Here is a 13,981-nt window from a genome sequence, read left to right as displayed (position 1 = left end):
CCTTTTTTGTGAACGGGCTAAAGCCCGTTCCTATTGAATTTATTGTAAATCTAAATTACCTTTAGATTAAAAAATTCTCAAAGCATCATTGAAAATCACACAATGAGAGTTTTAGCAATATAATTTAATAGAATTTCATCCTATTCTTTAAAAGGCTGTTCCTTCGGGACTTCGTACAACTTTCAATTATCTGATTGGCTTTTGGTCGATGCCTAAATTTCTTGCCATATCCATTGCTCTATCGAGAAGACCTCTTTCCTGCTGATTGGCAACTCCGTTTAATTTGAAAATAAGACTTGCTATGCTCATGTTTTTAATATCTTCGAAAGAAATATTGTATTTATCAACCATTCCCATTACTTTCCCGATGATGTTTTCGCCATCACCCAAAAGATTTTCTTTGACCAATGTTGCGTTTTCACTGTGACTGATGAATTTATCTAAACCTTTACCAGCAGAGACCTGACGAACGACATTATCAAAGAATGTGTTATCTCCACCAACAATATCAATTTTTGCAGATTTGAATGCTTCCGCTAAAACTCCGGCCTGAGCCTGTGCAATATCTTTCTGAATTGAGATTTGAGCCAACTCCACTTCTTTCTCTTTTGCTAAAGTCAATCTGAACTCTTCGTGGTCTTTTCCTGCATCATTCAGTTTCTTCATTGCTTCTGCTTTTTCGGTAATTCCGGCTGCTTCTGCCAATGCCTTTTCTTTGATAACTTCTGCCTGAGCAATTCCTTCTTTCTTTACTGCATCTGCTTTTTTCTCGATAACAACCGCTTCCACAATTCCCTGTCTTTCTGCTGCATCAGCTTTTGCATGAAGAACCTGAGCTTCAGATAAGCCAACCGTTGCTTCTTCTTTTGCTTTTGCGTCAGCAATAATTTTTCTTGCTTCAGCTTCTTTTTCAGCAGCATCTCTTTTCGCCTGAGCTTCGATAACATATTTCTGAGCATCTTTTTCAGCAGCTAATTTTCTTGCTTCTGCAGCTTTGGTTTCCTGAATCAATTTTTTTTCAGCTTCCTGAGTGGCTAAAGTGATTTCCACCTGCTTTGTTCTGTCGGCAGTTTTGAAAGCCTCCAAGTCTTTAATCACTTGTTGCTCCTCAACCACTGTTTTTTCCATGGTCAAACGCTCACGGATCGCATCCTGAATATTTTTCTTTTCTAATTCTATTGCTTTTTCTTTTTCAATCTGAGCCAGAGAAACTATTCTTTCTCTTTCGGTCGCTTCCAACATTTTGTCTTTCTGCACTCTTTCCGTTTCCACCAAATCGGCACGTTCTTTATTTTTAGCAGCAATAACAACCTGTCTTTGCTTATTTTCTTCTGCAATCTGAAGTTTTTCTTCGGTTGCAATTCGAACAGTTTCGTATTTCAAACGTTCTTCTTCATCAACTTTCAGAATTTCAGCATTTTCACGGGCTCTGATATTGGCAACTTCTCTTTTTTGAGATTCTTCTTTTTCAGCCAACTGCTTTTCCAATTCTAAAATCGCTTCACGGGCTTCAACATTCTGCTTTGTGATTGTTTTTTCCTCGTCTCTTCGAACCTGATTGGCTTTAATATTTTGCGTTGCCGTTAATTCAGTAATTTTTTTAATCCCTTCAGAATCCAGGATATTATCTTTATCTAAATTCTCAATTTTCGTCTGCTCTAAATAATCGATCGCACAGTCATCCAAAACGTATCCATTCAGATCAGTTCCGATGATATCCAGAATTTCCTGACGGAATTCGCTTCTCGCTTCGTACAGTTCTATAAATTCAAATTTTTTACCGACTGTTTTCAATGCTTCCGAAAATTTAGCCTCAAATAATTCTCTCAGAGTATTGATATCCGAAGCTCTCTGACAACCGATCGTCTGGCCAACATTCACAATATCATCCACCGATTTATTAACCCTGATAAAAAAAGCTACCTGAATGTCGGCTCTCATATTATCTTTACAAATCAATCCCGCTCTACCTTCTCTGGCAATTTCCAGTTTTTTAACAGAGATATCCATTGATTCCATTCTGTGAATAACCGGGATCACAATTCCCGCATTGAAGAAAACTTTCGTACCTCCATAACCTGTTCTCAAAACAACAATTCCCTGAACGGTTTTTTTATACATTGATAAAATCCAGAAAATTAACCCGATGGTCGCCACCACAATGACAACGATTCCTACAATTAAAGGTGTATTCATATTTTTATAGTTTATTTATTTTAATTTTTGTGTTTAATTTTTTAACGCAGAGTCCATAAAGATTTTTTATTATTACTCTGTATATTTTCGTTCGCAAAGGCGTTTGACTGCGTCGAATCTTCGATTTCACTCAGCAAAAGGATTACTTTCTTACCACTTGCTTTGTCATTCCGTAGGAATCTAAATAATTAACTTTCGATATGCTGAGATTCCTGCGGAATGACAAACACTCTGTTACAGAATAATAGTTGAAATCTTATTTGTGATTTTATTTTTAAAATTTAATTTCCTTTGCTACATAATAATATTTTCTTCCAGCCGCTTCGTCAACGATATATACTGTTGTTCCGTGTTCGATTCTTTCGCCGCCTTTACTTTTTACCATTAAAGTCATTGGATCGCTTCCGATAAAAACTTCGAGAATTCCTATTTTACTTCCATGAATTGTTGATTTCATTCTGCCCTGTCTTCCTAAAAAGTCATGCGAAGTCTCACCTTTATGATTGATTTCTCTGAAAAAAGGATTAAGTGGTTTTAAAATCCATTTCGTTAACACCATACTTATTACAAACATCGGAATAACCAAGAGTGCTGAAACCCAGATTTCAAAAGAAGTAAAAACTTCGAGATAAATTGAACCCAGCCAGGTGAGAAAAAGTGATATGGTGAGAAAATACGTAATCGGAACAATATCGAGGTTCAGGAATTTCAAGAACTGAATCCATGCAGAAGGATCATCAGGAATATGAACGTGACCATCAGGCGCGCTTGTGTCAATATCTAAATCAGCATCAAGTCCGATATCAATATCCAAACCTGTAATAATCGTAAAAAGCCAATAAATAACCGCCAATATAAGCAGCACACTTAAAACGGTGTTGACCGGCGAAAAAGCTGTTGTTAAAAATTCCTGAAAGGTCATACGTGATGTGTTTTTAAAGTTTTAATTATTAGTAATGAATATCCATTTTAGATTAAATATCTATTACAAATCAATCTAAATAATAAATTTTTATAGCTAATCATTTTCGATTGTACACAAATATAATAAAATTATTTATAATTGCAAATATTATTAGCAATTTAATTAAAATTTATCTTACATTTGCAAAAAAGATTAGAACCCATGAGTTTTTTTGGAGCTAATATTAAAACAATAAGACAGGCAAAAGGTTTAAGCCAACAAGCTTTCGCAGATTTATTTGAGTTGAACAGAGGAGTTATCGGAGCCTATGAAGAAGGGCGTTCCGAACCTAAAATATCAACACTACTCACTGTAGTTCATTACTTTAATCTTGATTTAGATAAATTCTTAACCGTTCCTTTAACTGTTGATGATTTAAACAAGCCTGAAAACTTTGAAAAATTTCAATTGTCTTTTAACACAGAATTACCTTATCAGGAAAATAATATTGAAAACAACACCAAATATAATTCACTGCAAAAAGCATTAGCAAATATCGATTTAATCTATGAATTCACCGAAAATACATTGCTTTTATCGAATTACAACATTGGCGACTATCTATTTTTGGTGAAAGCGAATATTAGAGAAGAAAATTCTGAGACCTTGCTCCTCAAAGAAAATGGAAATTTAAAGTATTTTTCGGCAATTCAGGAAGAATTTAGTTCAGAAAAAGAGATTTATAAAATAGCAGGATATCTCTCATTTGACCAAAAAAATATCCTCTCCAATATTTTGGAAAGGATTGAAGTTCTTGAGCGAAGAGTTAAATAAATACAAAAACTATTTACTTTCTTTTTTCGAAGTATTTCTAATCAGAAAAAAGATTGAGAATAAGAAAGTAATAAGATAAACAATCCCTAATCCTACATTTTCAAAAGTCATTGTTTTGAAATCAAATTGCTTCCACAGAGCAATTCCTACAATAATAGCGATAATGGCAAAGAAGAAGGTGCCACTTTTTTTATTTTCCATAATGTTATTATTTTATTTTTTTATCTCACAAACTTATGACTAAAAAAACACAAAACATCATTTCTTTTTATAAAAAATCCTTTCCAAATTTTAGAAAGGATAAGATTAATAAAAGGTAAAAAACGAGAAAAGAGCGGGGTATGTCATACCGGAATCGAACCGGATAGCCTTGCCGGAATAACCGACTTCGCTATTCCTCCCCTATGTGGACGAAGTAACCTTTCTCTACGACACTTTTATATTTTAAAACAAGGCAACAATCAAAAAGCGTATTGTCGTGCTCTAACCAACTGAGCTACTCTTCCTATATAATTTTTGTGTTTTGAAAATGTGGAAGAGGCGGGATTCGAACCCGCGACCCCGTCGTGATGAGCGAAGTAACACTATTCTACGGCACTTGTTTTTATTTAAAAATAAAAAAAGAGATAAAGGGCAAGAAAACTACATAAACCGTTTTCAGGTTTATTTTGGAGTTGAACCAAGATCATAAGATTTACCGAAGTAAGTTTTCTCTACGACACTCTTTATTTTTACCAAGGTAAATTTCATACAGACACTTTACGCTTACGTCCTACCATTAGACGACCGTTTTCACAGACAGGACTTGAACTTATATCTTAAGCCTGGAACGAAGTATTTCTATACTACGACACTTGATATGATTTATAATTTGTTAAAAAAAGAGGCAAAAGGCGAAAAGACAGACATGCATCTGATCCTTACTGTTATTCAGGAAATTGCACTTTTGTATAGATTTTGAGGTCTAAATTTTAATCGAAGTAAGCCTTTTCTACGGCACTCTTTGTTTTTTAATCAAGGTAAAATTATAGAATCCTTTTCAGTTCATTTGCTCTACCAACTGAGCTACTCTTCCTTCGTGGAACAGGCAGGACTCGAACCTGCGACCCAATGTTTATTCAATCTCGAAGTATGATTCTAAAACGACACTTGATTTTTAATAATTTTAAAATCGAGCAAAAATTTAAAAGAGACTTTTTTCAATTTGGATTCGAAGGAACTCTTTCTTACGGCATCGATAATTTTTTAAAGTAAGGTAAAAAATCAAACAGAGACTTACTGACAGAGCGTTACCAATTACGCCATCCCGAATTTCGGAAACAGGATTTGAACCTGTATTGCTGTCCCTAAACGAAGAAATTCTATTTTACAACACTTACATTTTTAAATTTTTATGGCTATTGTTTTTTGTTGGAGCAAAATTATTGCATTAGTACGCATTCTTTTTACGCAGTTAATATTTTATTTTAAATTAAAAAAAACAAGTAACAAGTTATAAGAGTTTTTGAATGTTGTTCAAATTTTAAGTTTGACGATGGAACTCTTATTGTACGACATTGGTTATAAAACCGAGCAATCTAGCGAAAAGACTCATTTTCAATTGGAAGTCGAAGGATTTCTTTTCTTACGGCATCGGTTTATTTTTAGGTCATTGCAGCAATCTCAAAACTCTTTATTTATATTTGTTCGTTTTGCCTTGAAGCAAAAGAACCAAAAATTCAAGACTTGGAAACTCCGGCTAAAAATAATCTATACTCTCTAAAAATTCTAAAACTTGCGCGAATTCAATATTTATTTTTCAATTCTAAATTTGTGTTGCGCTTTAAACAGTAGAATTTTCTTAACGTTCGCATAGCTTATTTTCTTAACGCCTACATTTCCTATGTCGGTTATTTTACTCCTGTCATTAATTCTGAAATTTTTTCCGCATTATCAATTTTCATCTTTTTTAGAATTTCTGTAATTCTATGTTTAAATTTTATTTGGTGTTTTTTCATTTTATCTAATTCATTTTTCAATTCGAATTCATCAACTTCGAATATTACTTTTATATCTGTAAATTCTTTTAAGTTTAAATCTGAATAATCTGAAAATTGAACTTTTCCGTTTTGCTTTCTATAAAAAATCCAAGGGTGACCTATCCATAAATCTGACCAATCGGAAGTTTTATTATCTAAAATTCTTTGCCACTCATCTATATTTCCTATATCTCCACAGCAACTTGGTTCAATAAGTATTTTATCATTCTGTGTCAAAACAATGCCTCCATCAAAAATAGGAACTTCATCCTCGAACTTCTCTAAATCAATTTCCTGAAGATTTGTTTCTAAAATCATTTGTAAATTTTCTTCATCTATGGTTTTTATGTCAACTAAATAAGAATCTTTTTTTATAGTATGAAAACCAAGGTCTAATTTAGAAATCACTTCCTCCCATTTTCTATACCAATCGTCTGCATCTGGATAATCAGAGGCTTCAGGCAGTTCATATTCTTCTTTAGAATATTTTAATGGGCTAACTTCTATTGTGTTAATGAGTTTTATCATAATTATCTTACATTTATTAGCCCCGATTGCAACGACATCCTTTTTCTGATATGGCTTGAAAAAAGCGTTGGCGAAAAAGATATAGTGGAAAGCGGGAAATAGCTCCTAAAAAAATTGGTTATTAGTTTTTATTTTTAAAAGCAGTGCCTTTTACAGCACTACTTTTTTTATCATTTCTACTGCTGATTTTCGGTCTTCCAAAGCGTTCAATACATCGAAAATTTTGTCGGACCAACCTGCGATAAGGTATACATCATTTTTTCTGACATCCAACGGCTGTTTTCCGTAACCCGCCAAATCAAAAATATACAATTTTGCATTTGGGTTGAAACTTTTGTATTGATTCCATGAGTTTTCAAAAGAATTTCTACCTCCGTTGCTATCCCAAAGCTGAGCATCGGTGAACAACATTACTTTATCCACTTTTTCACGTCTGTTTAGCAAATCTTCGATCACCAAATAACCGTTTGTGGAGTAACCAACCTCACCTTCTCGCTTGTAGAAAGCATCAACGTTTCTCAAGATACCGTTTTTAGGCATCGGAACTCTTTTCCAAGTATCACCAAACATACCTGAAATCACGTTTTTGCACTGTGACTGCAACATCATCGACATCAACAAACCGATATCGTACAACAACACCTTAGATTTCGGAGAAACAGGTTGTTGCATCGATCCGGAAACGTCTGCCGCAATCACCACCGAAGTATCGAAACCAAAACCTTTGATGTTTTTTGCACTCACCATTACCGCATCTTCCAATGCTTCCAAGATTGACGACAAGTAAGGTGAATCGATCGTTTTCAATTCTCTATACGCCGCCAAAAATCTAAATGGCAATTGTTTTGAATTTCTCACCGCTTTTTCATCCGACAAATAGTTGCACACTTTATACATCGCATCTGATGAAACTTTGGCTTCTAAGATGTTTCGCAAGTTTCTCAACGTTGCCATATAACCCAATTTGTTGCTGAAAATCAATTCTTCCCATTTGTTTTTGAAAGCTAATTTTCTTTCTGTTTCATCTGCAAATTTTGTCTGACCCAACACTGAAAGTTCAACTTCCCAAGTGTATGGAGTTTCCAACGAATCGTTTACGATTTTGTTGAAAATTGCCTGTTGATTTTCGTCTTTTGCTTTTGGGTGAACCAGAAATAAGGCATCCTTCAAAGTAACTTCAGCTTTTCTATTATATTTTGCGAACTGGTATTCATCAAATTTGTTGAAAGATTTTACCAAACCTTTTTGAATTTGTTTTGAAAGTTTGTTCAGCTTTTTTGTTTCTGTTCTTTCGTTTGCCAATTGGTAATAAGCCAGCAATTCTGTGATTTCATCAGCTCTTTGGATAACGCCGTTAACTGTTTTGCTTACCAAGTCTGTACCTGAAGCTTGTTTCGCCAGTTCAGTCGTCAAAACCAATGGAATCGAACGCAAATACATATCTTTTCTTGCATAGACCGCCAATTTTGCAACGAATTCAGGATCGTTTTTCTGAATCAGAGACTGGATTCTCGCCAATCTGTCATTTCCCTTTTCATAGGTTGCGTTTGATAATCCAGTTGTAACAACAGCACTGTATAGTTCTTCTGCAGGTGTCATTGTATAAGCTTTTGCACCTTCGTAGTTCATGACTACTTTATTCTCTTTTCTTAAAAAATTAAATTTCATGGTTACTGTTTTTTTTGTTAAACATTTTTGGAGGATTATCACTTCCTCTCTGATTTCTTATGCAAAGTAAGAATAGTATTGCGCAGTGTTTTTGCGTAGTTAAAATATTTGTGAAAAAGTTTTAATTTTTTTGATTAATTAATCGCTTAATAGTTTTCAAACATCACAATACCATAAAGTTTGTCATTCCGTAGGAATCTCGGTTTCATTATTAAAAGTATTGTTGAGATTTCTACGGAATGACAAAGATGCTGTTGAGTATGTAATGAATAAAATATATCTATCATTCATTTTACATAAAGGAATTGCTAATTTGAAGTTTTTGGAAATCCGTTGTTTAGCTTTGTCTTATTAAAATAAAACTATGATAAAAGGATTATATGAAACTCACGTACAGGTAAGTAATTTAGAAAACTCAATAAAATTTTATACTGAAGTTTTAGGTTTGGAATTTGCTCATCATGATGGAAACCGTCCGATTGCATTTTTATGGATTGGAAAAAATAAAGAAGCCATGCTTGGTTTGTGGGAGCAAAAAGAAAATTTGCAGACAAGGCACTTTGCTTTTTCTGTGGATAAAGAAGATATTTTGAATTATTCTATTGAGTTTTTAAAAAATAAAAATTTAAAACCTTACAATTTTTTAAAAGACGGAATTGATGAGCCAATGGTTTTTGCATGGATGCCGGCTTTGGCGATTTATTTTAATGATCCGGATGGAAATCAACTGGAGTTTATTTCGATTTTGGAAGGTGACGGAAAACCGGAATTGGGCGTGCTTTCTTATGAGGAATGGCTGGAGAAGAAATAAAAAAGCAGATTCTGATTTCTCAAAACCTGCCTTTATAATAATGGTTATTAGTTTTATTTCGCAAAAATCTCTTTCAGCTGAGAAAGAATATTGCTGTTTCCGGAAACGGTGATATCTCCAATTTTGTCGGCGATTTTCTCCATATATTCCATTTCTTTCAGTTTCCACAGGACTTCGTTTTCTTCCATCAATTTTGCGGTGTTCAGCAAACTTCTTGTGGAAGCTGTTTCTTCACGACGCATGATGCTGTTGGCCTGAGCTTTTTTCTCGGCGATCAAAACCTGATTCATGATTTCTTTCATTTCTCCGGTTAAGATCACATCACGGATTCCGGCATCAGAAGCTTTCAGACCTAGATCTTCGGCTTTGTTTCCAAGATTTTCAAGAATTTCTTTTCCTACAGAATCTTTTTTCAACAGTAATTCATCCAACGTCAAAGCTCCAACAAACTCACGCAAAGCCAATTGCATCAAAATATATAATTGCTTATCGTATTCTTTATTTTCCATCAACGCTTTCTCGATGTTTTCTACCTGAAAACGCACATAGAAATTAATACGCAGCATCGCTTTATCTTTGGTCAAAAGTTCCTGACCAGCAATTTCCATTTGCTGCATACGCATATCGATGGCTTTTACTTCAACAGAAATTTCGTTGTTCCAGAAATAGTAAGTTCCGGCTTCCAGAACTTTGGATAATTTTCCGTCAATTAACAATAATCCTTTATATTGATTCGTCACAACAAACTTTCTTGTGTAGTTTTTCAACTTCATATTTTCCAGAATTGTTTTAGAAATTTTCTCTGTGATTTCAACTTTTGTCAAATCTATTTTTTGAAATTCTCTATTCACAATTCCTTTCCAAAAAGCATATTGACCAACGTTCAACACTTCTTTGAAGATTCCGTTTTCCTTTACTAAAACAATTTCACCGTCCTTTACTTCAATAACTTCAAGTAAGTTTTTGAGGTTTTCATTTTTCAGTAAAAGATTAAGATCATTTCCCGTTTTAAACTGATCTTTTGTTTCAAAAATTTCTACAGATTTATTACCGAAAAGCCAGTAATTTCCTTCTTTTAAGATCTCAATTAAGTTTCGGTTTTTGAAAACCAAACCAATCTGATATGCTTTAATTTGTACATTCTTTATCATCGTTTTTATATTTTAAAGGTTATTAATTTTAATTAAAAAAAGGAAAAACTGAGATTTTCTCTTCCAAAAATGGCGGAAGAAAAGTTTTTCACAAAATTCCATTCATTTCAGAATAGCATTTTAAACTTATTTTCTAATGAATCAGATCTTGGGCGTGTCCCTTGCCATCGCTGAAAGCAACAACTTGGGTCGCTACGTTCACTTCTACTCCTCGTTCATTGCCTTTCGGCTCTTCACTGCGGGGTATCCGTTACCATCGCTCACGCGGAAAATCGTCCTTCTTAGAAAATTCAGTCCAATTATTGACTATTCTTCAACTGAATTTTATTTTCAGAAAAAATATTTTCTTACAAGCTCTTTCAAAACGTTGATTCAACAACTGAAAAAAACTCCAATTTTCCCATGGTGAATATTTTTAACGAGACATTCAAACTCTAATAAAAAATAGATTTTAAGTCTATTTTCAACCTACATTAATAGTGTAGTGCTCTAACCAGACTGAGCTACTTCACCCGAAGTGAAGACAGGATTCGAACCTGTGCTAAAATCTATTGTTCTACCAATTGAACTATATTTCCATTTTGGAAATAGAAGGACTCGAACCTTCAACCTATAGAGCGATGTGAAATTTTTTGGAAAATTCCGAAACCTTCAAGTCAAGTTGAACAGAAAAAAATAATGTTACTTAACAAAATCTCCTGCAATGGTGCTATACAGAAACACTCAACAAGACTTGCCTGATATTTTGACTAAAATTTGTTTTTCAAAATTTTAGTGTTCTCTCATTTTGATGATGCAAAGTAAGAAGGTTATTACGCAGTGTTTTTGCGTAGAAAATTTTAATGTGATTTTTTTGTCATTGCGAACTGAAAGTAAAGCAATCCATTGTTATTTATTGAGATTGCTTCGTCGCTTCGCTTCTCGCAATGACAGGATAACTATAAAAAAAGCTCCCTCTATCCAAGGAAGCCATTGTTATATTTCTATATTGTTAAATTGTTACATTACTATTGTTGCAAGCACCAATGTAAAATCTTTGCAATATTTTTAGCATCATCCACACCTCTGTGATGGGTACCTTCAAGCTTAAAATTCAGTTCGCCTAAAGCTCTTGCCATTCCGACACTTTTTCTGACGGTCGGATGCAGTTCTCCGAATAATGTTTTCACATTAATATGATCATCACTCAAAGGATAATCGACATTGAATCTTCTTGCCTGATTCTGAAGCATATTCAGATCATAGTTTCCATAACTTGCCCAAGTCAAGTCTTCAGAATCGTATTCTGCTCGTAGAATATCTAATGCATCTTCGAGTAAAATGCCTTCTTCATCAAGCATTTTCTGTGTAATGGAAGTCAGTTCTGTACAAAACGGACTCACTTTTGAGTATTGAGGTTTCACTAAGATTCCTTCATTTTGTGAAATCTTACCGGTTTTTGCATCCATGATACAAACACCGATTTCTATGATTTCACTTTCCTGACCTCTCGGCGGGCGGTCATCCCAACACGTGGCTTCGAGGTCTATAATTAATATGTTGTCTGTTGTTTTCACTTTTTTAAATGGTTTAAATGGTTGGAAGTTTGAAGTTGGAGGCTGGAAGTAAATTACGTACTGCAAAAACTTCCCGCTTCTATCATCCATCTTCCCTACCAAAATTATTATTCCAAAATCTTTCTTAAAATCCTGGCTGCATTATACGCATCGTCTGCTCCGCTGTGATGATTTCCTTCAAAATCCATATTCATAGCTTTAAGAGCTCTTTTTAAACCCATCATTTTGTAAAGTCCATTATAGGCTTTGAACTGATGCATAATGTTAATATAATTTTCTGAAAAAGGATTTTCGATGCCGAGATAATCACACTGTTCCATGATCTGCTCTTTATCAAAATTTCCAAAACCTGCCCATGTAAACGAGGTTGAGTCATATTCATCCCGTATTTTCTCGCAGGCTTCTTCGAAATGAATTCCTTTTTCTTCTATCAGTTTTGGAGTTATTCCTGTAAGATCCGTACAAAATTTATTGATTTTAGACCTTTCCGGAATGACGTAAATGCTTTGTTTCTTGGAAATTGCTTTTGTTGTTCTGTTTAATTCGCAAATTCCTATTTCTATAATATCGACTTTTTGTCCGACGGGAATTCTGTCGTTTTCCCAGCAAGTGGCTTCTAAGTCGACGATTAATATTTGATTTGTTGTTTTCATGTTTTTTGGTTTAAAGGATGGAAGCAGGAAGTTAGAGGATGGAAGTTTTCTACCGCACGAAAATACCTCCAGCCTCCAGCTTCAGACTTCCAGCTTATTAATTTCTCGGAGCAAACGGTGGCGTCCATGTTTTTGTTTTCATCAATTCCTTGACTTCTTCGTAAGAAATCGGATAAAAATTATGACAATCGACTCCAACGTCAATGCTTAATGCCTTTTCGTCATCCGGCAATGTTCCGTGGGAATGACCGTAGAGTTGCCAAATTCCACGGTGTGAGCCATTCCAGGTTCGCATGGCGTAATGGAAAAGAATAATTTTCTGTTTGCCTTGAGTTGCTTCTTCATCTTCTATGGAAAGTTCGTGATAATCTTTAATCCATTCGAATCTATCCGAAACCCTAAGTGCAGAATATTCGTGATTGCCTTTTATCAAATGGATTTTGCCATTCAATCGATCTAAAATATCCTTTGTAACATCCGGTTTTCCTAAACTCACATCGCCTAAATGGTAGACAATATCATTCTCTCCGATTTTCTCATTTCATCTTTTGATGAGTTCTTCGTTCATGTGTTCCAAAGACTCAAAAGGTCTTTCGGAAAATTTTATAATGTTTTCATGACCAAAATGATGGTCTGCTGTGAAAAATATATTTGGTTTCATTTTTTTAAATTTTTAATTGTTTCTAATTCGTTATTCTTCATCTGAGTAACATGTCTTTGGGCGTGAAGTGAAAGGAAATAAATGTATTCATACACATTGATTTTTCCCAATTCATTCACTGTCATGGTTGTTTTGCAGAGGAGACCTTCTCCGTTTTTCATCAAGTCTAAATAATCTAAACATTGATCATATTGCTGTGAAATTAAACTTCTGATTTCATTTAAATTTAATTCTCCTTTCGGCTCCATGTGTTCCGGTCTGATCCACTCAAAAGCTCCGTATTCACCTACTTTTTCAAACTTTTTTTGATCGAAACTGTAATTTTTTATTTCAATATTTAAATCAAGATTTTGATAATTACGTATTGCTTTTTTTGAACCTTTTTCAATAAGAATCAACAAATAAAAGTTCGTCAGATAAATGTGTTCTAAAATCTGCTGAATCGTCCAACCTCCATTTGAAGGCTGAAAGTTCAACGTTTCTTTATCTTTATCAAACCATCTGTCGACCTCATCAAAACTGAGTTTCAAATGCCTTTTTATATCCTGAATTAATCTAAAAATATCCATTACAATTTTTTAAAATTGTTTAAAAGACCTTCAATATTTGCCTTTCCAACAGGGTTCATTGAGTGGCAGGAGAATTTTGGTAAGTCTAAATAGTTATCCATACAATATTCTACCAACCATTTTGCACAATCGTAACCTGTTTTTTCAACAAATTCTTGAGAATCTGGTTCCAAATAATGTTCATCAGCAAGGTCGTGGTCAAAAGAAATCATTTCCGGAAGTCCTTTTTCCAAAATCCTGTTGACAAATTGCTCATAATTTCGAACGATATGCCAGTCTTTTCTGAGGAAAATATCCTGTTTTGTATATTGATACGCCTCAATCGGATATCTTATATCATCCAGAAATAGTAATCTTTTTGTTATTTCCATTGCTTTATTTATTTTTTTGGATGGAGTTGGGAAGATAGAAATAATTGGAAAGTTTTTAGCC

The 13,981-nt window shown here is 34.1% G+C and carries 13 protein-coding genes and 1 tRNA gene; 2 read left to right on the top strand and 12 right to left on the bottom strand.

Annotation, left to right across the window (positions count from 1 at the left end; genetic code table 11):
• Positions 1-186 precede the first annotated feature (186 nt).
• Positions 187-2,196, bottom strand: a complete 2,010-nt coding sequence (locus BM371_RS10150) for a flotillin family protein (protein ID WP_034673950.1) — start codon at positions 2,194-2,196, stop codon at positions 187-189.
• A 274-nt stretch (positions 2,197-2,470) separates the two neighbouring features.
• Positions 2,471-3,118 carry a hypothetical protein gene (locus BM371_RS10145; RefSeq protein ID WP_034673949.1) on the bottom strand — a complete coding sequence of 216 codons (648 nt, stop codon included), beginning with the start codon at positions 3,116-3,118 and terminating at the stop codon, positions 2,471-2,473.
• 204 nt (positions 3,119-3,322) lie between these two features.
• Between BM371_RS10145 and BM371_RS10140 the strand changes: the two genes are divergently transcribed.
• Positions 3,323-3,934: a helix-turn-helix domain-containing protein gene (locus BM371_RS10140; RefSeq protein WP_051882602.1), complete on the top strand. Its 612-nt coding sequence runs from the start codon at positions 3,323-3,325 to the stop codon at positions 3,932-3,934.
• A 9-nt stretch (positions 3,935-3,943) separates the two neighbouring features.
• Here the strand turns inward: BM371_RS10140 and BM371_RS10135 are convergent, their stop codons facing one another.
• The 3 genes from BM371_RS10135 to BM371_RS10120 form a co-directional block, all read right to left on the bottom strand.
• Positions 3,944-4,135 (bottom strand): hypothetical protein, encoded by a 192-nt coding sequence (locus tag BM371_RS10135; protein WP_034673947.1) that lies wholly within the window; start codon positions 4,133-4,135, stop codon positions 3,944-3,946.
• 1,688 nt (positions 4,136-5,823) lie between these two features.
• Positions 5,824-6,480, bottom strand: coding sequence for a hypothetical protein (locus BM371_RS10125; RefSeq protein WP_034673943.1), 657 nt, complete (start codon positions 6,478-6,480; stop codon positions 5,824-5,826).
• Positions 6,481-6,630: 150 nt separating this feature from the next.
• Positions 6,631-8,148 (bottom strand): TROVE domain-containing protein, encoded by a 1,518-nt coding sequence (locus BM371_RS10120; RefSeq protein WP_034673941.1) that lies wholly within the window; start codon positions 8,146-8,148, stop codon positions 6,631-6,633.
• Positions 8,149-8,512: 364 nt separating this feature from the next.
• Here BM371_RS10120 and BM371_RS10115 point away from each other — a divergent pair, with 364 nt between their 5' ends.
• On the top strand, positions 8,513-8,959 hold the full coding sequence (locus BM371_RS10115; protein ID WP_034673940.1) for a VOC family protein: 447 nt from the start codon (positions 8,513-8,515) through the stop codon (positions 8,957-8,959).
• Between the two features lie 53 nt (positions 8,960-9,012).
• Here the strand turns inward: BM371_RS10115 and BM371_RS10110 are convergent, their stop codons facing one another.
• The 7 genes from BM371_RS10110 to BM371_RS10085 form a co-directional block, all read right to left on the bottom strand.
• Positions 9,013-10,110, bottom strand: a complete 1,098-nt coding sequence (locus tag BM371_RS10110) for a slipin family protein (protein ID WP_034673938.1) — start codon at positions 10,108-10,110, stop codon at positions 9,013-9,015.
• A 518-nt stretch (positions 10,111-10,628) separates the two neighbouring features.
• Positions 10,629-10,688 (bottom strand) — tRNA-OTHER (locus BM371_RS20555).
• A gap of 429 nt (positions 10,689-11,117) precedes the next feature.
• Positions 11,118-11,666: a 3'-5' exonuclease gene (locus tag BM371_RS10105; RefSeq protein WP_034677068.1), complete on the bottom strand. Its 549-nt coding sequence runs from the start codon at positions 11,664-11,666 to the stop codon at positions 11,118-11,120.
• A gap of 107 nt (positions 11,667-11,773) precedes the next feature.
• Positions 11,774-12,319 carry a 3'-5' exonuclease gene (locus BM371_RS10100; RefSeq protein ID WP_034673936.1) on the bottom strand — a complete coding sequence of 182 codons (546 nt, stop codon included), beginning with the start codon at positions 12,317-12,319 and terminating at the stop codon, positions 11,774-11,776.
• Between the two features lie 97 nt (positions 12,320-12,416).
• Complete coding sequence (locus tag BM371_RS10095) at positions 12,417-12,815, bottom strand: phosphoesterase (RefSeq protein ID WP_394334186.1); 399 nt, start codon at positions 12,813-12,815, stop codon at positions 12,417-12,419.
• Positions 12,816-12,976: 161 nt separating this feature from the next.
• Entirely contained in the window at positions 12,977-13,549 is a 573-nt protein-coding gene (locus tag BM371_RS10090; RefSeq protein WP_034673934.1) for a DinB family protein, read from the bottom strand.
• A complete protein-coding gene (locus BM371_RS10085) occupies positions 13,549-13,920 on the bottom strand; it encodes a cyclic-phosphate processing receiver domain-containing protein (RefSeq protein ID WP_074958682.1) in 372 nt (123 codons plus the stop codon). The genes BM371_RS10090 and BM371_RS10085 overlap by 1 nt, the downstream gene beginning before the upstream one ends.
• Between the last annotated feature and the right edge of the window lie 61 nt (positions 13,921-13,981).

Origin of the sequence: Chryseobacterium formosense (assembly GCF_900116415.1) — a bacterium.
Taxonomy (GTDB): Bacteria; Bacteroidota; Bacteroidia; order Flavobacteriales; family Weeksellaceae; genus Chryseobacterium; species Chryseobacterium formosense.
The sequence above is the reverse complement of the archived record's forward strand: the minus strand, read 5'-3'. Positions and strand labels throughout refer to the sequence as shown.